The organism is Paraburkholderia sp. RAU6.4a (assembly GCF_050435625.1).
Lineage (GTDB): Bacteria > Pseudomonadota > Gammaproteobacteria > Burkholderiales > Burkholderiaceae > Paraburkholderia > Paraburkholderia tuberum.
The window spans coordinates 655,462-682,112 of the sequence record NZ_JBNDKQ010000003.1; the positions used below are offsets into that span (position 1 = coordinate 655,462).

Genomic DNA, 26,651 nt, shown 5'->3' on the forward strand with positions numbered 1-26,651 from the left:
CGCCAGTTCAGACCCGGACCCGCATCGCACGGGTCTTTTTTTGCCTGCGAGCGGCGCGTCATAAGGCCCCTACCTCGCTCTGTTTCAGTCATTACACCCCTTGCCCGCGCGGCCTGTACGTCTGGTTCGGGTCTGTCTGTAGGCTTCCACGAAATAGTCGCCAAGGCGGGAAATCGATCCGAAACGCTTCCGGCGCGAAAGCCCGTTGCGGGCCGCATGTAACCATCGCCCTCCCAGTCTTCGCACGCGTCGAGTACGGCCAGCTGCGTGGCGCGGAAGTGTCTGGCCGCCTCCCGCACGGTCAGATGCGAACGGATGGTTGGAGCTGATGGAGCCAGTACAGCCGGACTTGACGCAGCGGCTGCTGACGATCTTTTCGGTATCACCAGCGACGGGGATGCGACCATACGGAAACCGACCGCGTTGCAGGACTACGCGCGTAAAGCGCAGCGGGTGTGCGGCATCGATGGCAGCCGGAAATATTGAAAAAGAAGTCAGCCGTGCGTCGTTATACTCAGCTCTGCCCGTCAACTTTAAAAAATGGAGGTATGCGTGGGCGCTCTTTCCATATGGCACTGGATGGTGTTTGTTCTTGTTGTCGTCATCGCGGAGATTATCCCGCTATGGCTGATCCTGAAGAAGGCGGGATATGCGGGCGCCTGGTCGCTGCTCGCCTTCATTCCGGTGGTGAACGTCATTCTGCTGTGGTTCATTGCCCTGGCCCGCTGGCCTGCATTGAACGCAAGACAGTCCTGACCTGTCGCGGCCGGCCGGAATGGACGAACTGAAATGGCCGGCCGCTACCGCAACCCTTCCTACCGCCAGTACTTGCCGCAGGAACTGCTCGATGAACTGCGCGCGGTGTCGAAGGCGACCCACCGTTGGGTGCAGCAGATCGTGCGGGTGGCCGTGCAGCGTTTCCTGCGTGAGCTGCGGAGTCCGTCGTGAGCAAGCCTGCCCTCACCTTCGACCTGATCCTGCGCGATGCGCAGGATCAGTTACGTGTGCTCAGTCCTTACGACTTCGCCGCCGCGGCCGCCGCATCATCCTCGCGAAACAGCTTGTCGGCCAGATGGAACGCGGAGTTGGCCGCCGGCACGCCGCAGTAGATCGCGGTCTGCAGCAGCACTTCCTTGATCTGCTCGCGCGTCACGCCGTTGTTTTTGGCGGCGCGCAGGTGCAGCGCTAGTTCTTCGCTGCGATTCAACGCCACCATCATCGCGATCGTCAGCAGGCTACGCGTATGACGCGGCAGACCTTCACGCGTCCAGATCTCGCCCCATGCGTAACGCGTGATCAGGTTCTGGAACTCCTCGGTCAGTTCGGTGCGGTTCGCGAGCGAACGGTCGACGTGCGCGTTGCCCAGCACCGCGCGACGCACCTCCATACCGGCTTCGTAACGGTCTTCGTCGTTCATTTTGCCTCCGTCAGGAAGTCGAGCACGGTCTTCGTGAACTCACCGGCCTTTTCGATGTTGGAGATATGCGAGGCGTTGAGCTCGACGTAGCGCGCGCCCGGAATCGACTGCGCAAGTTCGCGGCCTTGCGCGGCCGTGGCGGCCAGATCGTGCGTGCCGCTAATCACGAGGGTCGGCAGCTTGATACCCGGCGTTTCGGGCCGCAGGTCGGCCGCGTCGATCGCGTCGCAGTTCGATGCGTAGCCTTCCTTGTCGGTATGCACGAACACGTCGCGGATCATCGCCAGCACGACCGGCTCACGCTCGATGAAGTCTGCCGTGAACCAGCGCGGCAGCACCGCGTCGGCGAGCGCGAACATGCCTTCGCTGCGCGCCTTCGCGGCACGCGGCACCCAGACTTCCGGCGAGCCGATGCGCGCGGCCGTGTTGCACAGCACGACGCGCTCGAAGCGGTCGCCGTGACGGGCGGCGAGTGCGACGCCGGTCAGGCCGCCCATCGATATGCCGCAGAAATTCGCGCGCGCGATCTTCAGCGTATCCATCAGGCCGAGCACGTCGCCGCTCAGCTGGTCGATCGTGTACGGACCCTTCGGCGCTTCCGAATGACCGTGGCCGCGCGTGTCGTAGCGCAGCACGCGGAAGCGCTTCGACAACGCCGCGACCTGCGGCGTCCACATGGACATATCGCAGCCGAGCGAATTCGACAGTACGAGCCATGGCGCGTGGCCGTGACGATCGCCGTCGATACGATAGTGAAGCTCGGTGCCGTTGACTGCGGCGTAGGGCATGCCGGTTACTCCTTGGAATGGGCGCGCTGCGCGCGCGTGGTGTGAAGCGCCAGTGCGGCGTCGACATATGCGTGCGCCTGGCCGACGTATTGAGCGGGATCGAGCAGCTGCTTCAGGCGCTCGAGCGAAAGATGTTCGGTGACGGCCGCGTCGGCGGCGAGCACGTCATACAGCGTCTTGCCGTCGCGGATCGCCGCCTTCGACGCGCGCTCGACCAGGTGATGCGCGTCGAGCCGGCCGATGGAATCGCCGAGCGCGAGCATCACCGCTTCGCCGAGGATCAGGCCGTGCGTGACGTCGAGATTCGCGGCGAGGCGCGGTATGTTCACGCTCAGGCCGGACACGATCTGTTCGATGTTCGCGAGCGCGCCGCCCGCGAGGCGCGCGAGATCCGGCAGCGCGTCCCATTCGGCCTGCCAGCCGCCAAGCGCGCGTTCGTGCTCCTGCACCATGCCGGCGAACACGGTCGCCACGAGGCCGGGCGCGCGCGTCGCGGCCGTCAGTACCGCCGCGCAACCGACCGGGTTGCGTTTGTGCGGCATCGTCGACGAACCGCCCTTGCCGGCCGCGGCCGGTTCGGCGAGTTCGTCGATTTCGGTTTGCATCTGCAGCGACACGTCGCGCGCGATCTTGCCGAGCGTGCCGATCAGCATGCCGAACAGCGACGCCGTCTCGGCGATGCGATCGCGCTGCGTGTGCCACGGCAAGGTCGGTACCGCGAGGCCGAGTTCCTTGGCGAGCGACTGCGTGACCTGCGGCGCCGCCTCGCGCAGACTCGCGAGGGTGCCGGCCGCGCCGCCGAATTGCAGCACCAGCACACGTTCGCGCAACGCACCGAGTCGCTCGCGATGACGCAACAGCGCGTCGAGCCATTGCGCGAACTTCAGACCCAGCGTGATCGGCAGCGCCTGTTGCAGCCACGTGCGGCCGATCATCGGTGTCGCGCGATGGGTGGCCGCGAGTTTCGCGACCGCGTCGCAGGTGGCTTGCAGGCCGCTGTCGAGCAGGTCGAAGGTGTCGCGCAGTTGCAGTACCGTCGCGGTGTCGATGATGTCCTGGCTCGTCGCGCCCCAATGCACGTATTTGCCAGCTTCGGCATCGGCGGCTTTGACGCGTGCAGTCAGTTGCTTGACGAGCGGAATCGCGAGATTACCGCCGAGCGCGGCGTCGCGTGCGAGCGCATCGGCGTCGAGCCGGTCGGCCTGGCAGGCCGCTTCGATCGCGGGGACGGCGGATTCGGGAATGACTTTGTGCGCGGCAGAGGCACGCGCGAGCGCGGCTTCGACGTCGAGCATCCGCTGCAGCGTGGCACGCGGCGCCCAGATGTCGTTCATCGGCTGTGTGCCGCAAAGAAGGCCAGTCAGACGGGCGCTGGAGTCGAGCATGGTGACGACGATGTTTGAGGGAATCGGAAGCGAAGAAGCGGCACGGCGCGCGGCGGTTCGAACCAGACGCCGTGGCGGAGCAAGCCCTCGTGCCGCGCTCGTGCCGGGCGTATGACGCGGTTTGTGCTGCGTATTGTGCGCCAAACGTGGTCAGCACGTCGCTGAAGTTGCCAGGCCAGCGCTGACGAGGAGTTTGCCCCGGCAGCGCTGACCCGTTCGCGCAATGCTGCTTTCAGACGAGACGCCATCGACGCGGCCGCAAAGCAGACCGCCGCCGCGACGCCTCAGCCAACCATCAGGCCGCGCGCGCGGCCTGCGTGCCGTCGGTCATCGGCACACCGGTCAGCTTCAGCAGTTCGTCGAAGCCGATGTCCGTGAAAATCTCGCGCACGACGAGGCCTTCCTTCGTGACGTCGATCATTGCGAGGTCCGTATAGATACGGGTCACGCAACCGATACCGGTGACCGGGTACGAGCACTCGGCGGTGATCTTGCTCTCGCCCTGCTTGGTCAGGTGCTCCATCATCACGTAGACCTGCTTCGCGCCGATCGCGAGGTCCATCGCGCCCCCGACCGCCGGAATCGCGTCTGGTGCGCCGGTGTGCCAGTTCGCGAGATCGCCCTTCGCCGACACCTGGAACGCGCCGAGCACGCAGAAGTCCAGATGGCCGCCCCGCATCATCGCGAACGAATCCGCGTGATGGAAGTAGGCGCCGCCCGTCAGCAGCGTGACGTGCTGCTTGCCGGCGTTGATCAGTTCGTCGTCTTCCTGGCCCTTCGCCGGGGCCGGGCCCATGCCGAGCAGACCGTTTTCGCTGTGCAGGAAGATTTCCTTGTCTGCGGCGAGGTGGTTCGCCACCAGCGTCGGTACGCCGATGCCGAGGTTCACGTAAGCGCCTTCAGGGATGTCCTGGGCAACGCGCTTGGCCATTTCATCGCGAGTCAGTTTCTTCATGTCGGTCTCCGGGTCAGGCAGCAGCGTCGTGAGGATTGGGCGTGGGGGCATGCGCCGCTTGCGGCACCGCGATCACGCGTTGCACGAAAATGCCGGGCGTGACGATTTCTTCCGGATCGAGGCCGCCGAGCGGCACCACTTCCGACACCTGCACGATCGCGGTCTTCGCGGCGCTCGCCATGATCGGCCCGAAGTTACGCGCGGTCTTGCGATAGATCAGGTTGCCCCAGCGATCGCCCTTGTACGCCTTGATCAGCGCGAAGTCCGCGTGCAGCGGCGCTTCGAGAACGTAGTGACGGCCGTCGATCAGGCGCGTTTCCTTGCCTTCGGCGAGCTTGGTGCCGTACGCGGTCGGCGTGAAGAAGCCGCCGATGCCCGCGCCCGCCGCGCGGATGCGCTCGGCGAGGTTGCCTTGCGGCACGAGTTCGAGTTCGATTTCGCCGGCGCGATAGAGCGCGTCGAACACATACGAGTCGGTCTGGCGCGGGAACGAGCAGATGATCTTGCGCACGCGCTTGGCCTTCAGCAGCGCCGCGAGGCCGATATCGCCGTTACCTGCGTTGTTGTTGACGATGGTGAGATTGCGCGCACCCTGCTCGATCAGCGCGTCGATCAACTCGGACGGCATGCCGGCCGTGCCGAAGCCGCCGATCATGACGGTCGCGCCGTCGTGGACATCGGCGACCGCCGATTGAAGTGTCTCGAAAATCTTGTTGATCATGTCGAATTTCCTTTGGGGGCGCTACGTGCCGCTGGGCTGACAGCCGTAACCGGCAAGGCTCGCGCGGAAACAGTCTCCGGGCATGCTGACGACGGCTCGCGAGGGGGAGAGCGGGCTGGCGCCTTCGATTGCTGCGCCGCTGAATTGTTCGTTGAGTGAACAGTGATTCGTTTAGCGAACGCTTCGGCGATTATGGTTGTCCTGTGGGCGGGTTGTCAAGGCAGGGAAACCCCCTTCATCATAGGTCGCCGCGCGCGGCGGCGAAGGTCCGGGATGCCCTCGTCCAGCGCTCGCCCTGCGCGCGAAAATGCCGGCCGCGCAAAATCCCACTATGCTTACGGGCGATTTTTCAACTAGGCTCTATAGCGATACGGCATAAGCATTCCCTTGCCCCGCCGGCCCCGCGAGCCATAACAAGCATGTCCGAGACACATCTGGATCTGAACCTGATCCCCTATCTGGTCGCGATGGAAGACACGCGCAACGTGAGCCGCGCCGCCGAGCAGCTCGGCGTGAGCCAGCCGCGCGTGAGCACCGCGCTTGGCCGCCTGCGCGAATACTTCGACGATCCGCTGTTCGTGCGCACATCGAAAGGCATGGAGCCGACACCGCGCGCGCTCGCGATCCTGCCCGCCGCGCGCGACGCGTTGCTGCGCATCGAGAAAGGCATGCTCGACGTGCAGGATTTCGATCCGGCGACGAGCACGCACACGTTTTCGATCGCGCTGTCCGACGTCGGCGAAATCGTGTTTCTGCCGCGTCTTTTGCAGCTGTTCGCCGAGCGCGCGCCGTCCGCGAAACTGCGCTCGGTCACGCTGTCGCCGTCGCAAGTGGAACGCGGGCTCGAATCGGGCGATGTCGACCTCGCCGTCGGCTATTTTCCGGACCTGGCGGGCAACAACTTCTTTCAGCAGCGGCTCTTCACGCATCGCTTCATCTGCCTGATGCGCAGCGGACATCCGCTGTCGAAGGGGCCGCTCACGCTCGAGCAATACGTGGCGTCAGGGCATGCGGTCGTGCGCGCCGAGGGACGCAGCCAGGAAGTGCTCGAGCAGTACCTCGAAAAGAAGCGCATCAAGCGACGCGCGGTGCTCGAAACGCCGCACTTCATGAGCCTGCCTTTCATCCTCGCGCGCACCGACCTGCTCGCGACCGTGCCGCACGCGATCGGCTTCGCGTACGTGTCGGAGCATGCGTCGATCATGCTCGTCGAGCCGCCGCTGCCGCTGCCGCGCTTCGACCTGCGGCAGCACTGGCATCGCAAGTTTCATAACGATCCGCGCGGCAGCTGGCTGCGCGGCGTGGTCGCCGAGCTGTTCAACGATGCGATGGACGAATGGCCGAAGTAGCCGTGCGCAGCACGCCCGCGACTGCCTCGGCCGCGAAAGGGGCATCGGCACCTTCGGCGCAAAACATGGAACAATGACCTCAGTTACTGACCCCGCGCGGCGCGCAGCGTCGACGCGCGATCCAGGAGGACGACGCATGACCAGCAGCAAGGCAAAGAAGACCAAACCCGTAGCGGCCGCCGAACGCCCGAGCCGCGAAGAAGCTGAGGCAGCCGTGCGCGTGCTGCTGCGCTGGGCCGGCGACGATCCGCAGCGCGAAGGCCTGATCGACACGCCGGCACGCGTGACGCGCGCTTACGACGAGTTTTTCGTCGGCTACCAGGTCGATCCGCGCGACATCCTCGCGCGTACCTTCTCCGAAGTGGACGGCTACGACGAAATGATCGTGCTGAAGGACATCCGCTTCGAAAGCTATTGCGAGCACCATATGGTGCCGATCATCGGACGCGCGCACGTCGCGTATCTGCCGAACCATCGCGTGGTCGGCATTTCGAAGCTCGCGCGCCTCGTCGATGCGTTCGCGAAACGGCTGCAGATCCAGGAAAAGATGACGGTGCAGATCGCCGATACGCTGAACGACGTGCTGCAGCCAGCCGGCGTGGGCGTGATTCTCGAAGCCGCGCATCAGTGCATGTCGACGCGTGGCGTGCACAAGGCGGGCGTCACGATGGTCACGTCGCGCATGCTCGGCACGTTCCGCACCGATCCGTCGACACGGCGGGAGTTTCTGGCGATCGTCGGGAATCCGGGCGTGGTGGCAGTGCCGAATGCCTGATGAGGTGGACCCGGGGGCTGCTCGTGATTCGTTGACGATGCAGCCCCCGCCCCTGCGAATCCAGCGTGCGCGCTCGCGCGCACTCTCTTCAAGCGCGCCGGCCACCTTGCGGTGGGCACGCGGGGTTGACAGTTAGTTGCGTATTGACGATTGAGGCCGATGGTCGATACCGGCCGTCCACGCATGCCAGCCCAACAGCAGCAACAGGAGCGCCTCAATTGGTCGAGTTTCCGTTGTCGGCGGTTTCAACCTGGGGCAGCGCTATCGTGTTCGTCAACGTCCTGCTGACGCGCCTCGGCGTACCGATTCCGGCCGTGCCGATGCTGCTGTTCGCGGGCTCGGCGATCGCTGCGGGCACCCTGGCGTTCTGGCCGACCCTCGGCGCGGCGGTGCTGGGCGCATTGATCGGCGACGGCACCTGGTTCGCGGCGGGCCGTCTGTATGGACGCAAACTGCTCGCGTGGCTCGGCCGCTTGTCGCCCGCCGTCGATACGAGGCTGGAAACCGCGCGCGCGCTATTCGAACGCTATGGCGTGCCGCTCGTGTCGATTTCGAAGTTCGTGCCCGGCCTCGGCCTGATTACGCCACCGCTGATGGGTACGACCGCCGTCGACATCCGCATCTACGCACTATGGGATCTGGCGAGCGTGATCGCGTGGGCGATGTTCTGGCTGCTCGGCGGCGCGGCCGTGGAACGCGAGGTGCATATGCTGCGCGCGTTCGTCGAGCAGCGCGGCGGCACGATCGCCGACATTCTTCTTGCGGTGGCGCTCGTCTATCTGCTCTACCGGCTGTATCTGCGATATTACGAACGGCGCCGGTTCACGCGAGCCACGTCGGCCCAAGCTGCGCCGATGCAGGCCGCGCCGACGCAGGCCTCATCGGCGAGTGCCGCCGCGTCGAGCATGCCGTGGCGCTGGCGGTGCTCCGGCCGCCTGCGCCGCATGGCGCCGTCCCGCGTGCTCGATGCGCGGCCCGGCGCTCCGCTGCTCGATCTGCGACGCCAGATTCCCGACGCGCGCGCGCTCGATCCGCATTCGCCTGAACAGATCGACGGCGCGCTGCGCACGCACGACATGGTCATCTATTGCATCTGCCCGGACAGCGCGACCGCGCTCGAAGTCTCGCAACATATGCGCAGCAATGGCTACACGCGGATTCGCGCACTGCGCGGCGGGCTCGATGCATGGCAGCGGCGTGGCTTCCCGGTGGGCTTGCTGGCTTACGCGGATGGTTCGGCCGCCGATCGGCCGCGCTCGGCGTTGCGGGACGAAACACCAGCGGCGGTGACGTTGCGCGGCTTCGCGCCGCGCAGTGCGGAGCGCGCCTGAATTGCGCTGCGTCGCGACAATCTGGGCCGGGAAGGCGCTCACGCTCACGCGAACGAACACCTGGCGTTAAGGCGCCGCCCCCGTGCGCGAGACCCCCTGCGCCGCCGAATACTCGTCCCACTGCGCCGACCGGGTGCGATTGCGCCCTTCGTTCTTCGCCACATACAACTGTCCATCAGCGGCCGCCATCAGCTCGAGTCCGTTCGCGACATCCGTGGCGCTCGGCAGCGCCGTCGCGCAGCCGACGCTCACCGTCACCGCCTGCGGCGCATCGTGTCCGCGCACGATGACCTGGTTTTCCACCTTGCGACGAATCTGCTCCGCGACCGCGAACGCGCCCTGCGCGGTCGTATCCGGCAGCACCACCGCGAACTCTTCGCCGCCGTAGCGCGCGACCAGATCGGCCGAGCGCCGCACCACGGACGCGATGCAATCAGCCACCGCGACCAATACCTCGTCGCCGCTCTCATGGCCGTAGGTATCGTTGAAACGCTTGAAGTGATCGATATCGATGAACAGCACCGACAGCGGCTTGTTCTCGCGTCGCGCACGCTTCCATTCGTCGTCGAGCCGCTTGTCGAGCACGCGGCGATTGTTGAGCCCGGTCAGCGGATCGGTCGCGGCAAGACGCAGCAGCGCGGCCTGCGCGCGCTGTTTGTCGCGCAGCGCGAACGCGAGCAGCCACGACACGAGCACGAACACCGAGCCGAACGAGATGGTCAGCGCGGCGGCCACGTGGCTGCGACGCTGCCACGGCGCGAGCACGTCATCGACAGCGGGCGCGATCGCCACGATCAGCGGCGTGCCCGATACGTGCGTGTAGGTGAAGATGCGACGCACACCGTCGACCCGCGAGACCGATACGTAGCTGCCGGAGTCGTGCACCGTCATCGGTGCGAAGGTCGGCGACTTTGCGACGCTGGTGCCGATAGCGCGCGCGTCGAACGGCTTGCGCGCGAGCAGCGTGCCGTCCGCCATCACGATGAAAACCGAGCCCTGCTCGCCGGTGTCGATCCGGTCCAGCAGGTGCTGGAAGTACTCGATGCGGATCGCGAGCAGCGCGATGCCGGCGAAGCGGCCTTGCGCATCGTCGATGCGCCGCGTCAGCGCGATCGACAGCTTGCCGCCGCGCAGCCGCGACATGAACGGATGCGAGAAATAGAGGCCCGCCGCCGGATTGCGCTGATGCACCTGAAAGTATTCGCGATCGTCGAGATGGACGGTGGTGTTGGCGTCGGCGTACTGCGCGGCGGCCACTTCACCGTCGGCGCCGACTATATACGCACCGCCGAGAAACGCGGCGGTGGTCGCGCGATCGAACAGCATCGCCTGGCGCACCGGGACCGGCAGCGTCCAGGTGAGCGGATCGCCCGCGGCATCCACCATCGATTGCAGCGACAGACTATAAATTTCGACGTTGCGCGCGAGATCGGCGGAAATGATCGACACGAGGTTTTGCGACGTCTGGCGCGCATGATCGAGCATTTCGCGGCGACCTTCGCCGACCTCCACCGCCGTCAGGATCGACATCGCCAACGCGACGAGCGTGCCGGCGACGCCGGCCACCCACGGGCGGTTGCCCACATAGCGGGTCATCCCGGCTCGAACGGCGCGCAACGTCAGGCGCAGCCGATGACGCAGCGAAAGCCCATGCGGTGCCACGCTCCTCGCCTCCTTCGCGGACTATTCTTTCGGGCCGCAGCGCGGTGCGCCGTGCATTTTGGGCTGCGGATCCTCCGCGCTAGCGAGGACCGAACGCGCTCTCTCAGCCCAGTAGCTCCGACGCCGCGCGCAAGCGGCGTTTGCGTTTCCTGTCGAGCCAACCCAACGCGGCTTCGATGTGGTCCGCGTCGGCAAACGATGCGGCATTGTCGCGCAACAGCGTTTCGCTCGCGACGGTATCGTTGAGCATGCCGAAGCGCTTCTGGATTTTTTTCAGGCGCTTGAGCGTGCGCTTATGGCTGGTTTTAAGCACCGGCCCGAAAAACTCGAACAGATAGCGCAGTTTCTTGCCCGCTTTTCTGACATCGTGAAAGGCTGCGTAATTCGAGCGTTTCGCATGGCGCGCGCGTTTGATGCGCTTTTTCAATGAGCGCTCCGACGCCCCTATGCGTCGAGCGGCAAATTTGCGCAGCGCAATAGCCGAATCGTGCGTGGCCTGCAGTTGCGCGGAAGTGGTGGCCAACGCATCGCGCAGCAGGTGTTTGACGTCGGCGTTCAACAACGTCTCGCGGCTGGTCGCCAGTGTGTCGCGGCGCGCCTGCTCGAGCTTCGGCATCAATGCTTGCGCGCCGCTGTCTTGCTGCCTGAGCAACGCGATCAGGATGTCCCAATCGCGCGTTTTACCCGCCGCGGTGGCGAGAAACTTGTAGACCGCGCGTTGCCGGGAATTTTCGCCCTTGTCGAGCAGCGGTGCGAAAGCCCACCATAACGAACGCAAACGCCGCAGTGAAACGCGCAGTTTGTGCAGCGCTTCGGGTGACGCGTCGCCATGCACCCCTTTGGCGAGCCGGATCGCCTCATCGACGAGGGGCGCTGCATAGGAAGTGAAGGCTCGCTGTGCCGGTTCGTCCTCTACCGGCTCGTTGACTGTCTCGCTGTCTTGCTTCATCGACGCTCCCGGGAAACATGACCTTACTTCCAGCGTAGCAAAAATGATGCTCAGGAGGATCGCGGCGCGTGTCAGCCGGCTCTTCCCTCACGCATTGGCGCGTCGCGCCGGCAGCGTCTATCCTCGACCGATAGGATCGCGCGTTGCACGGTTCGGCGAGTGCTCCGGCGACGATGCAGTGTGCAGTGCGGCAAATGCCGCAAACAGACCTTAGGAGGATGTATGCGAATACTCGTTGTCGGTGCGACCGGCCTGCTCGGTTCGCACATCGTGAGGCTGCTCGCCACGGAACATGACGTGGTCGGCGCGAGCCGCAAAGGCTCCGAACTGCACGTCGACCTGTCGGACAAACGCAGCATCGAAGCGATGTATGCGCAAGCCGGCAGCTTCGACGCGATCATCTGCGCGGCCGGCTCGGCGAAATTCGCGCCGCTCGCGGCGCTTGGCGACGAAGACTTTTCTTTTAGTCTTGCCAATAAACTGATGGGGCAGGTCAATCTGGTGCGCTGCGGCGTGGACCATGTGTCGCAAGGCGGCTCGTTCACACTGACGAGCGGCGTGCTCGCGCAACAGCCGATGGAAGGCAGCGCCGCGGTCAGCATCGTCAATGCGGGTGTCGAAGCGTTCGCGCGCTCGGCCGCGCTCGAGTTGCGAGGCAAGGCCCGCGTCAATGTGGTGAGCCCGGGGTGGGTCGCCGAAACGCTCGAATCGATGGGCCGCGATCCGTCGCAAGGGGTACCGGCGGAAATCGTCGCGCAAGCTTATAAACGCACCCTCGGTGGCAGCGCAAGCGGCGAAGTAGTCAGCGCATCGTAAGCGCAACCGAAGCCCGCTCGCCGCTCGTGCTCTTGCTTAGTTCGGTTCGGACATCTTGCTATTCCCGTCCGCCAGCCCGCGTAGTATTTACCGGCGTGAGCGGCGTAGCATAGGGCGCGCCGCGCCTGCTTTTCCCGCACCCCCAATGCCGTCACGTAGTTGTCATCGTTGCGACACACAGCGAAAGCAGCATCAAGAACTCTGCGACCACTTTTTGGGGCTCACGTCATGCCGGAACTTTCGTATCCGCAACCAGGCGCCGCCAGCGGCAAAGGCCGTAACGCGGGCCTGGTCATTTTCGTTGCCCTGCTCATCGCGGGCGTCGTGTACTGCGGCATTCATCTGATAGACGATCTGCAGCCCGTACGCGAAAGCTCGGTACTGCCGTATCTGCTGCTCGGTGTCGCGCTGCTGATCGCGCTCGGTTTCGAGTTCGTCAATGGCTTTCACGATACGGCCAACGCGGTCGCCACCGTCATCTACACCCACTCGCTGACGCCGAATATCGCGGTGGTCTGGTCCGGCACGTGGAATTTTCTGGGCGTGCTGACGTCGAGCGGAGCGGTCGCCTTCGGCGTGCTGCAACTGCTGCCCGTCGAGTTGATTCTGCAGGTTGGCAGCAGCGCCGGCTTCGCGATGGTATTCGCGCTGCTGATCGCCGCGATCATCTGGAATCTGGGCACGTGGTCTTTGGGCCTGCCGTCTTCGAGTTCGCACACGCTGATCGGCTCGATCATCGGCATAGGTCTGATGAATCAGATGCTGCATGGTGCGAACGGCACCAGTGGCGTGGACTGGAATCAGGCGCTCGGCGTCGGCAAGTCGCTGCTGTTTTCGCCGATCGTGGGCTTTCTGCTTGCGGGCCTGCTGCTGCTGATCCTGAAGGCCGTCGTGCGCGTGCCCGCGCTGTATGCCGAGCCGAAGGGCAAGGAGCCGCCGCCGTTCTGGATTCGCTGTCTGCTGATTCTGACCTGCACGGGCGTGTCGTTCGCGCATGGCTCGAACGACGGCCAGAAAGGCATGGGGCTGATCATGCTGATCCTGATCGGTACCGTGCCCACCGCCTACGCGCTGAACAAGGCGGTCACGCCGGCGCAAACGCAGAACTTCGTCGCGGTCGCGCATCAAACCGCGGCGACGCTGTCGCGCTACACGCAGGGCGCGGCGCCTTCCGCGGATCCGCGCGCCGACGTCGAGGCCTTCGTGCGCACCCGTCAGCTGACGCCCGCCACGCTGCCGGCGCTGCAGCAGCTGACCGAGCAGATCGGTCGCCAGGTCGCCGAGTCGGGCTCGATGGCCGCGGTGCCGCAAGGCATCGTCGATAACGTGCGCAACAACATGTATGTCACCTCCGAGGCGATCCGTCTGATGCAGAAGGCCAATCAGCCGCAGTTCTCGCCCGAAGACGCGAAGGTCATCGCCAACTTCAGAACGCAGATCGACCACGCGACCAAGTTCATTCCGCCGTGGGTCAAGGTGGCGGTCGCGATCGCGCTGGGTCTCGGCACGATGGTCGGCTGGAAGCGCATCGTCGTTACGGTGGGCGAGAAGATCGGCAAACAGCATCTGACGTACGGCCAGGGCGCGTCGGCTGAACTCGTCGCGATGATCACGATCGGTGCCGCCGACGTCTACGGTCTGCCGGTGTCGACGACCCATGTGCTCTCTTCCGGCGTGGCCGGCACGATGGCGGCCAACGGCTCGGGTCTGCAATGGGCCACGGTGCGCAGTCTGATCCTCGCATGGGTGCTGACGTTGCCCGTGTCGATCGCGCTCGCGGGCGGGCTGTTCTGGGCGTTCCGTTCGGTGTTCTGAGTTCGCCGATCTGGCGGGGCGAAGCACGAAGAAAAGCGCGGTACGCTGATATACGTACCGCGCTTTTTCGTTGGCCGGCTATTTCATACGATCCGCTGTTAATACAGCTCAGGCACGATCATCGACTGAGGCACCGGCTGACGGCTATAGTCTTCGTGATAGACACGCGACGGCAAGTCGATCTGCGGATGCTCGATCTCGTGATACGGCACCTGGCTCAGCAGATGCTGAATGCAGTTCAGGCGCGCGCGTTTCTTGTCGACGGCCTGCACGACCCACCACGGCGCCTCGGGGATATGCGAGCGCTGCAGCATCACCTCCTTCGCCAGCGTATAGGCTTCCCAGCGGCGCCGGCTTTCGAGATCCATCGGACTCAGCTTCCACTGCTTGAGCGGATCGTGAATGCGGTTCTGGAAGCGGATTTCCTGCTCTTCGTCGGTGATCGAAAACCAGTACTTGAGGATCTGCACGCCGCTGCGCGCCAGCATCTTTTCGAACTCCGGCACCGAGCGGAAAAACTCTTCGTATTCCTCGTCGGTGCAGAAGTTCATCACGCGCTCGACGCCCGCGCGGTTGTACCAGCTGCGATCGAATAGCACCATCTCGCCGCCCGCCGGCAGGTGCGATACATAGCGCTGGAAATACCATTGCGTGCGCTCGCGATTGTTCGGCGCGGGCAATGCGGCCACGCGGCACACGCGCGGATTGAGGCGCTGTGTGATGCGCTTGATCGCGCCGCCCTTGCCGGCCGCGTCGCGCCCCTCGAAGATCACGACGAGCCGGTGCCCGGTCGCGACGATCCAGTCCTGCAGCTTGACCAGTTCTCCCTGCAGCCGGAACAGTTCGCGGAAGTACTGCTTGCGCGCCTCGCGATGCTCGGGCGTCAAGCCGTCCGGGCCGTCGATGATGCGGTCGTCGACCTCCATTTCGAGTTCTTCGTCGTAGGCATCGATGAGGTCTTCCTCGAAACGGCGTTGCCGCTCCGCCATCAGTTCGATATTGGGTCTCGGGTCCGGCTCTTTCATTGCGGCTCTCCTCGCAACAGGAATGGGATGGCGCGCGGCGGCTAGCGCGACGCGGTCGCGTTCGATTATCGAAGCGCGAGGTGTCAGCCGTGTTACCGCGTGGGCGGCCGCTGCACATGCGTGGTAACCCCATGATAGCGAGTTTTGCCCCGACTTCGGCCGCTAGGGCAGCGGCCGCGCGAAGCTCAGTTCGTGGCCGTCCGGATCGGTGATATGAAAATAGCGCTCGCCCCACGGCGCATCCGACGGCGCGAACGTCGGCTGCAAGCCTGCCGCCACCGCCCTGGCATGGAACGCGTCGACGTCCGAAACGTAGATGATCACGCGCCCCCACCAGTTGACCGGCGCGCGCGCATCAGCGATCAGGTTCAAATACGAACTGCCGAACGCGAACGACGTGAAGGCCTCGCGCGGACCGCCGAACTTGATCGGGAAGCCGAGCGCTTCGTAGAACGCGACGGCGCGCTGCATGTCGCTGGTGGCGAGCGTGATCGCGCTGAACGACTCGATGCGTGGACCCGGCTGCGGGGATTGCGGCGCTGAAGCGTTAGATGCGGACATGAACAGGTCTCCGTGGCGCGAGCGAGCGGCGAGCGACGGCCCGCCCGGGAAAGTGTCTCACGGGCAGTGGCCACCGGTCTGGCGTCCCGGCCGCGCCGCCGCCGACGCCCCCGCGATGCACTTGAAAACTCGCGCACCGTCCCGCATCTCGGAGCCCGTCTATCCGGAGCATCGTTATGGGAAGCCGCCCACGCTTCATCGATGACCTGTCGAGCGCCGCATCCGACGCCCCCGGGCCCCAGTCCACCGACCTTTTGACCCACGACGACGACGCGCTGCTCGACGCCTACTCCCGCACCGTGATCGGTGCACTGGAGCGCGTGCAGCAGGCGGTCGCGTTTATCGCCGTCGAACGCCGGCTGCCCGGCGACGCGTCCGCGCATGGGCGCGGCGCGCGCGGCGGCACCGGCTCGGGCTTCCTGTTCACGCCCGACGGCTACCTGCTGACCAATAGCCACGTCGTGCATGGCGCGACGCATATCCAGGTGACGCTGGCCGACGGCGCGAAGTTCGACGCCGATCTGGTCGGCGACGATCCCGGCAGCGATCTCGCGGTGCTGCGCATCGGTTCGCCGGAACCGCTGCCGCATGTCGAACTCGGCGAATCATCGAAGCTGCGCGTCGGGCAGATCGCCATTGCGGTCGGCAACCCGCTCGGGCTGCAACAGACCGTGACGACCGGCGTCGTTTCGGCACTCGGCCGGTCGCTGCGCTCGAACTCCGGCCGCATGATCTACGACGTGATCCAGACCGACGCGGCATTGAATCCGGGCAACTCGGGCGGACCGCTGATCAATTCGGCAGGTCAGGTGATCGGCGTGAATACCGCGATCATTCCTGGCGCACAGGCCATCTGTTTTGCGACCGCGATCGATACCGCGAAGTGGGTCATCATGCAGATCTTCGCGCACGGTCGCGTGCGACGCGCGTATATCGGCGTGGCCGGCACGACGACGCCGCTGTCGCGGCGCGTGCAGCGCTACTTCGGGCTCGGCACGCAAAGCGGCGTGCGCGTGATGGAGATCGTCAAAGGCAGTCCGGCGGCGCTCGGCGGCTTGCGCACCGACGACACGATGGTCGCGATCGACGCGCAGCCGGTGCAGGATGTGGATGCACTGCAACGCACGCTCGATGCTTCGCGTATCGACAAGCCGGTCAACGTGACGGTGTTGCGCGGCGCGCAGCGGGTGGAGTTGACGGTGACGCCGGTGGAGCAGGCAGGGTGATGGGGGGATTGCCGGGGGACTCCGGGGTGGACAGTCAGGCGCCACCCTACCGCAAACCCTACATTAGACTCTACAAGAAATAATTAAAATCCTTATAAATCAATTTATTGAACGATATAATCAACAACATCTAACTCTACATTAAACCCTACAATCCGCGATGACGACCGTCGTATCGTTCGAACCCTTGTTTCCTGAGGACCGTGTATTGGATCCGCTGATCGAGCGCACGACCGAACTCGTCGACTCATCGCAAAAGCTCCTTGCCGTAAGCGGGACGCCATTTGCCGCGGCGCTCGTCCCGCAATTGCGTGCGATGAATTCGTACTACACAAATAAGATCGAAGGCCAGCACACCACGCCCGCCAGGATCGAGGCCGCTCTCAAGCGCGACTATTCAGCTGACGTCGCCGAGCGCAAAAAGCAGCGCCTTGCGATGGCGCATATTGCAACGGAATCCTCGCTCGAAGAAGAGTGGGATTTGCTTGCGACGCCCGCCCTGTTCGAGCCCGCACGACTTACGGCCATTCATGAGCGATTTTTTTCCTATTTGCCGGTCGCTGAGAGATTTACCAGCGAGGGCGAACCAATCGTGCCGGGCGAACTTCGCAGATCGGACGTCACCGTGGGCCGGCATGTCGCGCCAGAACCTGAAATGATCGCGCCATTGCTCGATGCATGGGCCAAGCGATATGCGCGCCTACGGATCAAGGACCATCAGTTGATCGGCATCGCCTGCTCGCATCATCGGTTGGCATGGACTCACCCGTTCGCAGACGGCAATGGCCGGGTGGCACGTCTGCATTCACATCTCGCTTTACGATCGGCCGACTTGACGCATGGCCTATGGTCTCCGCTTCGCGGTCTCGCACGCGAACATGAGCTGTACTACGCAAGATTGAGCGAAGCCGACCAGACGCGCCGCAATGACCTCGATGGCCGAGGCAATCTATCCCAGGAAGGCCTGGTGCGTTTCGCGCGGTTCTTTCTCGATTGCTGCCTGGACCAGGTGAGCTTTATGGTTCGCATGACCGAGTTCGATGGCATTGCAGATCGCCTGCTCGATCTATTGCGCTACCTCGATTCGAATCCGTGGATGATCGGCTCCGAAAAATCGGTGATCAAACCGGAGGCCTCGGCACTGGCGATGGAGTTTGTGGCGACGCGGCGTGCAGTCAGCCGCGCCGAATTCAATCAGATACTTGGCGTTACTGATGTCCTGGCTCGCCGGATTACGCGCTCTCTACTTGATATTGGACTGCTCGACTCGCCTTCCCATCGCGGCAATCTCTCGTTCGGACTCCCATTGAAAAGTCTTCGATTTCTATTCCCGAGACTATGGCCCGAAGTCGATCAGGACTAGGCTGATCGTCGAAGAGAATGGCTGCAACCGACTCTCCTCCCTACCGAACCACCCGCGTCACCCCTCGCCCACGCGGATCGGCCGCCGCCTCCGGCTCGTCCCCATCGATCCTGATCACCTGAACATCGCCGGTGAATTCCTGCCCTTCCAGCTTGTAGCCCTTCGCCTCGAGCTGCTGGGCGAGTTCGCCCTCGATCGGCTTGTACGGCTCCGAATAGATCGTATTCGGCGGCAATAGCTGGTGATGGAAACGCATCGCGGCGAGCGCATCCGGCAACGGCATGTCGAAGTCGTAGATGTCGTTGATCACCTGGAAGATCGTCGTGAAGATCCGCGATCCGCCCGGCGTGCCGATCACGAGCGCGACCTTGCCGTCCTTCGTCAGAATCGTCGGCGCCATCGACGACAACGGGCGCTTCTTCGGCTCGATCGCATTCACGTCGCTGCCGACCACATCGAACATGTTGGCGGCGCCCGGCTTCGCGGAGAAGTCGTCCATCTCGTCGTTCAGCGCGATGCCTGCCCGATCCACCACGACGCCCGAGCCGAACGCGCCGTTCAGCGTGTACGTGTTCGACACCGCGTTGCCCCATTTGTCGACCACCGAAAAATGCGTGGTCTCCGCCTTCTCCGGCATCGAGGTCCCGAGCCCCGGCTGAATGCTCTTCGTGTCCGACGGCATATTCGGATCGACCTCGGCCGCGCGCTTGGCCAGATACGGGTCGTCGATCAGTTGCGCGACCGGCACCTTGTAGAAATCCGGGTCGCCGAGATACTGCGCGCGGTCCGCGAACACGCGCTTCTCGAGCTCCGCGATCAGATGCACGTATTGCACGGAATTGAGCGGCACGTTCTTGAACTCGGGCGCGATATCGGCCTTCATCTTCAGCAGTTGCACGAGCCCGACGCCGCCCGAACTCGGCGGCGGCGCGGTGATCACGCGGTAGCCGTTCCAGTTCGCCTGCACCGGCTCGCGCCAAACCGCCTTGTACTGCGCGAGATCGGCCTTCGTAATCAGGCCGTGGCCGCGCATTGAAGCGGCGATCAGATCCGCAGTCTTGCCCGTGTAGAAATCTTTCGCGCCCTGATCGGAAATACGCTGCAGGACCGCGGCAAGGTCAGGCTGCCTGAAGGTGACGCCCTGCTTCAGATTGCCGAAGTACGTGTCGAAATTGGTCTTGCCCGCGAAGTTCTTCGCCGCATCGTCGCGCCGCTTCTGCAGTTGCGGGGCGACCACGAAGCCGTCGCGCGCATAGTGAATAGCCGGCGCGAGAACCTGCTGCCATTTCAGCTTGCCGAAACGGCGCTGCGCTTGCCACATGCCGTCGACGGTGCCCGGCACGCCCACCGCGCGATAGCCGACGAGGCTCATGCCTTTGATGATCTCGCCCTTGTCGTCGAGATACATGTTCTTCGTCGCGGCGAGCGGCGCGCGCTCGCGATAGTCGAGGAAATACGGCTTGTTGTCGACGTACAGCGTCATGAACCCGCCCCCGCCGATGTTGCCCGCATCCGGGAACGTGACCGCAAGGGTGAAGGCGATCGCGGCGGCCGCATCGACCGCATTGCCGCCTTCGTTGAAGATCTGCTCGGCGGCATCGGCGCTGTATGAGTCCGGCACCGCAATCGCCGAACCGGCAAGCACGGCCGGTTGCGTCTTCGCGGGCGCTTTCGCGACAGCAGGCGCCGCCTCGAGAAACCCGGTTGAAACGCAGAGGATTGCGATCAGGGCAAGACCGCTGATCGAAGCACTGGTTGAAGCTTTGACGTTGCGAAACAACTTCATGACCTCCTCATCTACGACGACATCCGCATGATGGCTTACGCGCGCCCGCGACGGCCGCGCGAGATCTCATCGCCCGCGTCTCGCGGCAGCCGCCGCGTAATCGGAATCGACAGGCACGAGAACAGACCGACGACGAGAAACGCCGGCCAGAAATCGGAGAACACGATGTTCGGATGCCCTTGCACACGATGCGAAATCTGCAGCACGATGCCCGAGATCGTCACGCCGAGGCCGAGCGACATCTGCTGGATGACGCTCGCGACACTCGTCGCGCGGCCGACGTCGCTGCCCGGAATATCGGCATAGGCCAGCGTATTGAGCGACGTGAATTGCAGAGAAGGAAAGAAGCCGCCCACCAGCACGATGCACCAGATCACCCAATGCGGCGTGCCGGGAAAGAACAACCCGTACACGGCGATCGCGAGACCCGCGCACGCGGCGTTGACCATCAGCACGGTACGAAAGCCGAAGCGTTCGAGAATGCGCGACGCCACCGTCTTCATGAAGATCGAACCGAACGCGGACGCGCACGTGATCGCGCCGGCTCTAAACGCGGTCATGCCGAGCCCTTCCTGCAACGCGAGCGGCAACAGGAACGGCACGGCGCCAAGACCGATCCGAAACAGCGAACCGCCGATCACGCTCGCATGAAAACTTGGAATGCGCAGCAAACGCAGATCGAGCACCGGCAGCGCGACGCGGCTCGCATACAGCACATAAAGCAGCAGCAACACGATGCCGGTCACGCACATGCCGACCGATAGTCCCGTCGACACCAGTTCGCCGCCGACCAGCGAGAGCCCGAGCATGAACAGCGAAGCCCCGCTAGCCGACAGCACGAAGCCGAGCCAGTCGAGCCGGCCCGGATGCGGCTCGCGCGTATTGGCGATGTATTTGTTGGTGAGCCAGATGCCGAGCAGGCCGATCGGCACGTTGATCACGAAGATCAGACGCCAGTGCAGATAGGTCGTGATAAAGCCGCCGAGCGGCGGCCCGACCACCGGACCGAGCAACGCCGGCACCGTCAGATAGTTCATCGCGCGAATGAACTCCGACTTCGGCAGCGACCGGAAGATGATGATGCGGCCCACCGGCACCATCAGCGCGCCGCCGATGCCCTGCACGAAGCGCGCGAGCACGAAGGTATCGAGCGAAGTCGAGGCCGCGCACAACAGCGAGCCCGCCAGGAAGATGCCGATCGCGGTCCGGAACACGGTGCGCGAACCGAAGCGGTCGGCGACCCAGCCGCAGATCGGGATAAAGACGCCAAGGCCGATCACATACGCGGTGACCGCAAGCTTCAGCGTGATCGGATCATGACCGAGGTCGCGTGCCAGAACCGGCAGCGACGTCACGATGACCGTGCCGTCCACGTTTTCCATGAACATCGCGCACGCGACGATCAGCGGAACGATGAAAGTGCCTAAAGCAAGCAGCATTGTCATGGCGACGGGCGGCCAGCCATCAATGGAAAGCGTCGATTATGGCATCGCGGCGACAACAAATGTTGTCGCGCGACGGGATTTTGCCGGGTGCCATCGCGCGCTGCCGTGCATCTTCGCGCGCGGCACGGACGCCTCAGCGCGATGCGCTGACGAGCGGCTGCAACTGCGGCAGGATCTCGTTGGCGGCGCGCGCGACGTCGTTCGGGAAGTCGATCTCGATCCACGGCGCGCCGCTCACGTCGGCCGTGTCGAACAGCTGGCTGCGCTCGAGCAGCAGGTCGCGCACCGCCTCTTCGTGCGGCATGTTCGCGCGGCCGCTGTCGATATAGCCCGCGACGATCTGCGTGAAGCGTCGCGCGGTTTCCTCGCGGAAGCGGAAGAAGCCGACCGACTCGCCGATCGTGTCGTACTCCAGATTGACCGCGAGCTGCTTGCGCAACTCGACCGGCACGCCGTCCTTCAGGCACAGCTTGACGGGCTCGTCGCCCGCTTCGAAATCGCGGTCGATCAGCAGACGGTTCACCGACTCGCCCGCCACCAGCGCGCTCAGGATGCGCTCGTCGTACAGCACGTCGGCGTCCATCAGCAGCACGTCGCCGCCGCGCGTCAACGCGTCGGCAACGGTATGCACGGTCAGCACGCTGCCAAGATCGAAGCGCGGATTGAGCACGGTCTCGACCTTGTGCGGCCAGTCGATGCGCGCGAGTTCCGCCTGCACGGATTCCGGCTGGAAACCGAGCGCCAGCACGACGTCGGTCACGCCAGCGGTTTTGAGCATCTGCAGATGCCGTTCGAGCAGGCTCATGCCGTCGAACTGCAACAGGCATTTCGGAAACTGGGCTTGCGGCGGCTGCTGGAGACGCAGGCCGAGGCCCGCTGCGAGAATGATTGCGCGCATGCGCGGTCCTTTGAAAAAAGTACGGAGGTCAATCGGCAACCGGCACGCGCCGTGGAGCGCGCCGCCGTTGCCAGCTTCGTTCGCTGAAGTGCAATACAAGCAGGCCCGGCAGGCCCAGCAGGAGTTCACGCGCACGCTTGGCGAGCGACAACGCCAGCGCCGCGTCGGGCGGCAAACCCACCAGCGGCGCGAGCAGCAGATAGCCGCCCTCCTGCACGCCGAGCGAGCCCGGGATCATGAAGGCCGCGCCGCGAATCGCCTGGCCGATGCTTTCCAGCAGCAGCGCGTCGATCCAGCCGACCGGATGACCGAGAAAACGCAGCGCGAGCCATACCTCGGCCGTGCCGACGACCCATCCCACGAGGCTCAGCGCAAAGCTCGCCGCCACGCGGCCGCGCTCGCGGTACAGCGACTGCACGGCGGCATCGACGGCTTCCGCGCGCGTCATCAGCGACGACCAGTCGCGCTTGCCGAACACCTTCGACACCACGCTCAGCAGCCGGCCGAACAGACCGCGCCGCTGCGCGAAGTAGAACGCGGCGATCAGCGCGCCGAGCACGCCGGTCGCAATCAGCGTTGCGGTGCGCAGGTCGTGCAGCGTGCCGTGCGCGGCGTACGCGCCGAACATCGCGAGGCCACCGAGCGCGAACACGATTTGCGCGAGCGCCTGCCAGGTCGTGCTGACGGTGATCGCGGCGGCCGCGTCGCGCAGCAGCATGCCGCGCTGCGACAGTTGACGCACCATCACCACCGGGCCGCCGATCTGCCCAGCGGGCAGCAGGCTATTCACCGACTCGCCGATCCAGCGCGCGGACAACGCATCGCGCAGCGAGGGTTCGGCTCGCGCAGCGCTCGTCGCGCCGCTGGTTGCACCGCTTGCCGGACCTTCATGCGCACCGTCACGCGAAGGTTGATCGCGCCTGAACAGCACGGCGATCGCAGCCGCATCGAGCACGAGCGGCACCACGTGGAACGCGGCGACGACCGCGAGGCCCCAGCCGGCTGCGAGCAAGGTCGACGCCACCGAGCCGAAGCCCTGCCAGGCGAGCAGGCCGACGAACAGCGCCGAGCCGATCGACAGCAGAAGCAGGGCCGCCCGACTCACGCGGCGTCCTTGCCGCGCGAGGCCATCTGACGGAACACCTGGCGGAAACCGAAGTACGCGATCGCGTCCTTCATGTTGGAAACGAAGCGGCGCCACGGCCGCATGTTGGGATCGGTGACGTATTCGAACGTCAGCGACACACGCATCTCGTTCGGCCCGGCCGGCGTGATGCGATGACGCAGCTTGTCGCCATCGAAAAACACGAGGCCGCCCGGCGGAATCTGCACCGAGCCCGGCTGGTCCGGCACCTCCGGATTGCGCGTATGCAGTTCGTAGTCGAGCCGGCACGACGATTCGTCGATCACGCCGAGCAGCAGCGTGTAGCGGCGTCCCTCGTAATACGAAGTATCGTAGTGCCAGCCGATATGGTCGCCGGGGCGCGTGTAGTAGTAGAGCGCGTATGCGTGCGGATCGTCGGCGGGCGACATCTGCAACTGGTCGCCGCTCAGCTGCTCGAGCCAGCCGATCAACTCCTTCGAGCGATACAGCTCGGCGATGAACGGCGCGAGACGGTCGATCGTATGGCGGCTGACACTGCCGCCCTGCTTGTGACCCGGCAGATAGTTGCGGTTCACTTCGTCGAGCAGCGAGCGCGCGCTGTGTACCAGCTGCGCGGTCACTTCCGGGGCGAGGAAATCGTCCAGATACAGAAACGCGTCCTGCGCGGCGAAGTCTTTACGCAGACGCGCGTTGTCGAACGTGCGGGTACGGCTCGCGACAGCGCGGTCGGCATCGGGCGCGGGCGTGAGCGCCGCCACGGGCGTGCCTGACGACACGGGCGCGATAACCTCGTCTTCGGCGTGCAGATTCATTTGCTGGCCCACTGTTGACGGGATTCAGACGCGCTGGCGGCCTTGGCCGTCCGGCGAGCGCTACGGCGCGCGACGCGCCAGTAGTCGATCACCACCCATACGGCGAACAGCGGCGCGCCGATCGACGCGACCACCACGAACGGCGCAATGACATTCGTCAGCGTGACGATGGGCAGCAGGTACAGCACGTCCTCGGTTTCGAAGCCCCCCATCGACGCCTGCTTCGTGCCGGCCTTGCCGACCATTTCCTCGATCCGCATGCGCAAAAAGAAGATCAGGGCGACCGCGACACCAGCCACCGCGCCGAGCACGCCGGGCGCGAGCTTCAAAGCGTCGATCTGCGCGCCGCCGACACCGATACCCATGCCGACGAACAGCATCACGGTCACGAGCGCATCACAGGCGAGATCGTAAAAATGACCGATGCGGCTCGACTTGCCGCCCACTCGCGCGAGTTCGCCGTCCGTGTGATCGACGAAATTCGACAGGACGATCAGCAGTGCGCCCGCATTGGCCCACGCGAATCCCCCGTGCGCAAGGCACAGCGCGCCTGCGACGCCGATCAGCAGGCGCAGCGTGGTCAAATGGTTCGGGGTGACCCAGGTGTCGACTAGCGGTGTCACGAGCCGGCGGGCGAGCCGGGCGTCCCACGTACGTGGCGGCGGAACGTTGATTGGAGGTCGGGGTTGCGAAGTCATAGGGCGGAAATATATACGGGATTCTGAAAGCTTGCTGTTATGCCGTACGTTGCTCTGCAATTTGCAGATACCGTTCGTGTGTCCGTCACAAAGCGGAATTCACCGAATCGCTGTAAAGTGCGAATCCAGTTGTGCCAGTCACGCGGAATCTGTTCGATGTGCAGCACCGCTCGTGCCCTCCGGGGGATGGCGCAGTGGTTGCTAATCCACGACATCGACTGTTGACGCCCGCCTACGCTCATGAACCGTCTCCTTGTCCCTCTGCTGTTTGCCGCCGCCGCCGCGCTGCCCCTTTCTTCGTTCGCCGTGGAGCTCGACGCGCCGCTGACATGCAATGAGAGCGGCCACCAGTTCATTGCCGATCTGATGCAGCAGCAGCTGATCAAACCGAAGCCAAGTCACGTCGAAAGCAACTCGATCAACGCGTTCTCGCCGATGCCCGATGTGCATCTGACCGCGTTCGGTTTCCGCGTATTCGCGGTGGTGGGCTTCGAAAAGGACGACCCGATGTTCCGGGTCGGCGACGGCGAACCGGTCGCCCAGTCCGCGTATGGCGCGGTCGTGTTCGGCAGCGACGACAATGTTAAAAGCGCGCTTGAAAACGCCGGCAGCACGGCGATTGTGCATCACGTCGCGCCGCTCATCACCGCGATTTTCTGCAAGCGCAGCTAGGGTTTGGCGAGACGTCGTATCCGACCGTTTCGCCACGATCGTCGATATCTTCGACCACGAGCCAGTTCGAGTGGCCAGCCATGATCGCCGGCAGTGTCAGCGACCAGCGGAGCCGATCACGACGCAACCGCGCCTATAACCGCCACTTACCCCGGCCGACGAAACTCGTTTGCCACCCACGCCGCGGCGCTCGCCTTGCTGAGCTTGAACGTCGGCGCAACCTGCACTTGCGCGATCTGCTCGCCGAAAATATCGAGCGCGCTCAACAGTGCGTACGGCTCGTCTTCGTCGGGGACGATGTCGAGCGTGATGTCGAGTTCGTCGTTGCCGTCCGCGCTCGGCACGCGCACTGTCTTGTGGAGTTGCGCGCGCAGCTGCTGCTCGTGACGACGCAGCACTTCCGCCGCGGTTTTCACGAGCGTGTTGAACGCCGATACGTCGAGCGGCTTCGGATCCTTCTTGTTGCGGCCCATCGTCCACGGTCCGACGAGCGCAGGCTCCGCCTCGCCGTCCTTGATCATTTCGACGGCCCAGCCTTCGTCGTCTTCGTTCTTGATGATGCGCGCGGTCCAGCCGTTGTCGCGCCACAGACGTTCTTCATGCACGCTGTCGTCCGGTCCGAGGAACTCGGCATTCGTGTCAGTCGAGGGAAAGGGCGTGTCGGTCATCACAGGTTCCTCACTTCGCGGGGCGCACAAACAGATTTCGAACCCGCGATTCTACCTGCCCAGCCGCTTGGCCCTGCTCGCTCTGACGAACGGACAAGGCGCGTTCGGAACGGCGCCGCCGCTCAACGCGCAAAAAGTTATATTTACCTACGCGACGATTTATAAATCCGCTTTAAATGTCAGATAAAAAAACGCGGCCCGAAAGCCGCGTGTAAAAATGAAAAAGACACCCTTTGGTCGAAGGGGTCTACCAAAATTATAAGTGGCATCCCCCTTGATTTAAGGCTTTCTTCGAAAGACTGCATTGCGCAAAACCGTGGGAATCAGCGCAAACGGCCTCGTCCGCTTTCCCCTTGTGCTCGCCGCGAGGCCTTGAGCCGTTACCGCCCGACAACAGCCCCTGACCTGACAGCGCGTCCCGCCATTCAT

The 26,651-nt window shown here is 64.3% G+C and carries 26 protein-coding genes; 10 read left to right on the top strand and 16 right to left on the bottom strand.

Going from position 1 to position 26,651, the window contains the following annotated elements:
• The first annotated feature begins 552 nt into the window (after positions 1-552).
• Positions 553-756 carry a hypothetical protein gene (locus tag OKW40_RS27540; protein ID WP_429402720.1) on the top strand — a complete coding sequence of 68 codons (204 nt, stop codon included), beginning with the start codon at positions 553-555 and terminating at the stop codon, positions 754-756.
• Between the two features lie 33 nt (positions 757-789).
• A complete protein-coding gene (locus OKW40_RS27545) occupies positions 790-948 on the top strand; it encodes a hypothetical protein (RefSeq protein ID WP_429353079.1) in 159 nt (52 codons plus the stop codon).
• A gap of 67 nt (positions 949-1,015) precedes the next feature.
• Here OKW40_RS27545 and pcaC read toward each other — a convergent pair whose 3' ends face one another.
• The 5 genes from pcaC to OKW40_RS27570 form a co-directional block, all read right to left on the bottom strand.
• Positions 1,016-1,417 carry a 4-carboxymuconolactone decarboxylase gene (pcaC, locus tag OKW40_RS27550; protein WP_187619599.1) on the bottom strand — a complete coding sequence of 134 codons (402 nt, stop codon included), beginning with the start codon at positions 1,415-1,417 and terminating at the stop codon, positions 1,016-1,018.
• Positions 1,414-2,205 (bottom strand): 3-oxoadipate enol-lactonase, encoded by a 792-nt coding sequence (pcaD, locus tag OKW40_RS27555; RefSeq protein WP_429492663.1) that lies wholly within the window; start codon positions 2,203-2,205, stop codon positions 1,414-1,416. Before pcaD ends, pcaC begins: the two co-directional genes overlap by 4 nt.
• Before the next feature lie 5 nt (positions 2,206-2,210).
• Positions 2,211-3,590 carry a 3-carboxy-cis,cis-muconate cycloisomerase gene (locus tag OKW40_RS27560; protein ID WP_429492665.1) on the bottom strand — a complete coding sequence of 460 codons (1,380 nt, stop codon included), beginning with the start codon at positions 3,588-3,590 and terminating at the stop codon, positions 2,211-2,213.
• A 295-nt stretch (positions 3,591-3,885) separates the two neighbouring features.
• The gene (locus OKW40_RS27565; protein WP_018423570.1) at positions 3,886-4,545 is read right to left on the bottom strand and encodes a 3-oxoacid CoA-transferase subunit B; all 660 of its coding nucleotides are present in this window, start codon (positions 4,543-4,545) and stop codon (positions 3,886-3,888) included.
• Positions 4,546-4,558: 13 nt separating this feature from the next.
• The gene (locus OKW40_RS27570) at positions 4,559-5,266 is read right to left on the bottom strand and encodes a 3-oxoacid CoA-transferase subunit A (RefSeq protein ID WP_062131411.1); all 708 of its coding nucleotides are present in this window, start codon (positions 5,264-5,266) and stop codon (positions 4,559-4,561) included.
• 419 nt (positions 5,267-5,685) lie between these two features.
• On the opposite strand from OKW40_RS27570, the gene OKW40_RS27575 reads away from it, so the two are divergent.
• The 3 genes from OKW40_RS27575 (at position 5,686) to OKW40_RS27585 (ending at position 8,721) form a co-directional block, all read left to right on the top strand.
• Positions 5,686-6,615, top strand: a complete 930-nt coding sequence (locus OKW40_RS27575) for a LysR family transcriptional regulator (RefSeq protein ID WP_090807267.1) — start codon at positions 5,686-5,688, stop codon at positions 6,613-6,615.
• 136 nt (positions 6,616-6,751) lie between these two features.
• Positions 6,752-7,390, top strand: a complete 639-nt coding sequence (gene folE / locus OKW40_RS27580; RefSeq protein WP_184063367.1) for a GTP cyclohydrolase I FolE — start codon at positions 6,752-6,754, stop codon at positions 7,388-7,390.
• Between the two features lie 218 nt (positions 7,391-7,608).
• The gene (locus OKW40_RS27585) at positions 7,609-8,721 is read left to right on the top strand and encodes a VTT domain-containing protein (protein ID WP_429492666.1); all 1,113 of its coding nucleotides are present in this window, start codon (positions 7,609-7,611) and stop codon (positions 8,719-8,721) included.
• 66 nt (positions 8,722-8,787) lie between these two features.
• Here OKW40_RS27585 and OKW40_RS27590 read toward each other — a convergent pair whose 3' ends face one another.
• Positions 8,788-10,383, bottom strand: a complete 1,596-nt coding sequence (locus OKW40_RS27590; RefSeq protein ID WP_429492668.1) for a diguanylate cyclase — start codon at positions 10,381-10,383, stop codon at positions 8,788-8,790.
• 103 nt (positions 10,384-10,486) lie between these two features.
• Complete coding sequence (locus tag OKW40_RS27595) at positions 10,487-11,332, bottom strand: CHAD domain-containing protein (RefSeq protein ID WP_184063345.1); 846 nt, start codon at positions 11,330-11,332, stop codon at positions 10,487-10,489.
• 222 nt (positions 11,333-11,554) lie between these two features.
• Here OKW40_RS27595 and OKW40_RS27600 point away from each other — a divergent pair, with 222 nt between their 5' ends.
• Positions 11,555-12,148 (top strand): short chain dehydrogenase, encoded by a 594-nt coding sequence (locus OKW40_RS27600; RefSeq protein WP_090807273.1) that lies wholly within the window; start codon positions 11,555-11,557, stop codon positions 12,146-12,148.
• 228 nt (positions 12,149-12,376) lie between these two features.
• Positions 12,377-13,963, top strand: a complete 1,587-nt coding sequence (locus OKW40_RS27605) for an inorganic phosphate transporter (RefSeq protein ID WP_429492671.1) — start codon at positions 12,377-12,379, stop codon at positions 13,961-13,963.
• A 98-nt stretch (positions 13,964-14,061) separates the two neighbouring features.
• Here the strand turns inward: OKW40_RS27605 and ppk2 are convergent, their stop codons facing one another.
• Together ppk2 and OKW40_RS27615 are read right to left on the bottom strand one after the other, a co-directional pair.
• Positions 14,062-14,988 carry a polyphosphate kinase 2 gene (ppk2, locus tag OKW40_RS27610; protein WP_429492673.1) on the bottom strand — a complete coding sequence of 309 codons (927 nt, stop codon included), beginning with the start codon at positions 14,986-14,988 and terminating at the stop codon, positions 14,062-14,064.
• A 162-nt stretch (positions 14,989-15,150) separates the two neighbouring features.
• Positions 15,151-15,549, bottom strand: a complete 399-nt coding sequence (locus OKW40_RS27615) for a VOC family protein (RefSeq protein WP_429492674.1) — start codon at positions 15,547-15,549, stop codon at positions 15,151-15,153.
• A gap of 176 nt (positions 15,550-15,725) precedes the next feature.
• Between OKW40_RS27615 and OKW40_RS27620 the strand changes: the two genes are divergently transcribed.
• Positions 15,726-16,775 (top strand): S1C family serine protease, encoded by a 1,050-nt coding sequence (locus OKW40_RS27620; protein WP_429492676.1) that lies wholly within the window; start codon positions 15,726-15,728, stop codon positions 16,773-16,775.
• A gap of 208 nt (positions 16,776-16,983) precedes the next feature.
• Positions 16,984-18,138, top strand: a complete 1,155-nt coding sequence (locus OKW40_RS27625) for a Fic family protein (RefSeq protein WP_429492678.1) — start codon at positions 16,984-16,986, stop codon at positions 18,136-18,138.
• Positions 18,139-18,178: 40 nt separating this feature from the next.
• On the opposite strand, the gene ggt is transcribed toward OKW40_RS27625, so the two are convergent.
• The 6 genes from ggt to OKW40_RS27655 all read right to left on the bottom strand — a co-directional run bounded on the left by ggt (position 18,179) and on the right by OKW40_RS27655 (position 24,882).
• Positions 18,179-19,924 (bottom strand): gamma-glutamyltransferase, encoded by a 1,746-nt coding sequence (gene ggt / locus OKW40_RS27630; protein ID WP_429492680.1) that lies wholly within the window; start codon positions 19,922-19,924, stop codon positions 18,179-18,181.
• A 35-nt stretch (positions 19,925-19,959) separates the two neighbouring features.
• Positions 19,960-21,363: an MFS transporter gene (locus OKW40_RS27635; RefSeq protein WP_429493955.1), complete on the bottom strand. Its 1,404-nt coding sequence runs from the start codon at positions 21,361-21,363 to the stop codon at positions 19,960-19,962.
• A gap of 139 nt (positions 21,364-21,502) precedes the next feature.
• Positions 21,503-22,267, bottom strand: a complete 765-nt coding sequence (locus OKW40_RS27640) for an NTP transferase domain-containing protein (protein ID WP_187614221.1) — start codon at positions 22,265-22,267, stop codon at positions 21,503-21,505.
• 28 nt (positions 22,268-22,295) lie between these two features.
• Positions 22,296-23,372 carry a lysylphosphatidylglycerol synthase domain-containing protein gene (locus OKW40_RS27645; protein ID WP_429492682.1) on the bottom strand — a complete coding sequence of 359 codons (1,077 nt, stop codon included), beginning with the start codon at positions 23,370-23,372 and terminating at the stop codon, positions 22,296-22,298.
• Positions 23,369-24,184: a HalD/BesD family halogenase gene (locus OKW40_RS27650; protein ID WP_184063302.1), complete on the bottom strand. Its 816-nt coding sequence runs from the start codon at positions 24,182-24,184 to the stop codon at positions 23,369-23,371. Before OKW40_RS27650 ends, OKW40_RS27645 begins: the two co-directional genes overlap by 4 nt.
• Positions 24,181-24,882, bottom strand: a complete 702-nt coding sequence (locus tag OKW40_RS27655) for a CDP-alcohol phosphatidyltransferase family protein (protein ID WP_184024834.1) — start codon at positions 24,880-24,882, stop codon at positions 24,181-24,183. Before OKW40_RS27655 ends, OKW40_RS27650 begins: the two co-directional genes overlap by 4 nt.
• A gap of 240 nt (positions 24,883-25,122) precedes the next feature.
• Between OKW40_RS27655 and OKW40_RS27660 the strand changes: the two genes are divergently transcribed.
• Entirely contained in the window at positions 25,123-25,554 is a 432-nt protein-coding gene (locus tag OKW40_RS27660; protein ID WP_184063297.1) for a hypothetical protein, read from the top strand.
• 146 nt (positions 25,555-25,700) lie between these two features.
• On the opposite strand, the gene OKW40_RS27665 is transcribed toward OKW40_RS27660, so the two are convergent.
• A complete protein-coding gene (locus tag OKW40_RS27665; RefSeq protein ID WP_184024828.1) occupies positions 25,701-26,222 on the bottom strand; it encodes a hypothetical protein in 522 nt (173 codons plus the stop codon).
• Positions 26,223-26,651: the final 429 nt, after the last annotated feature.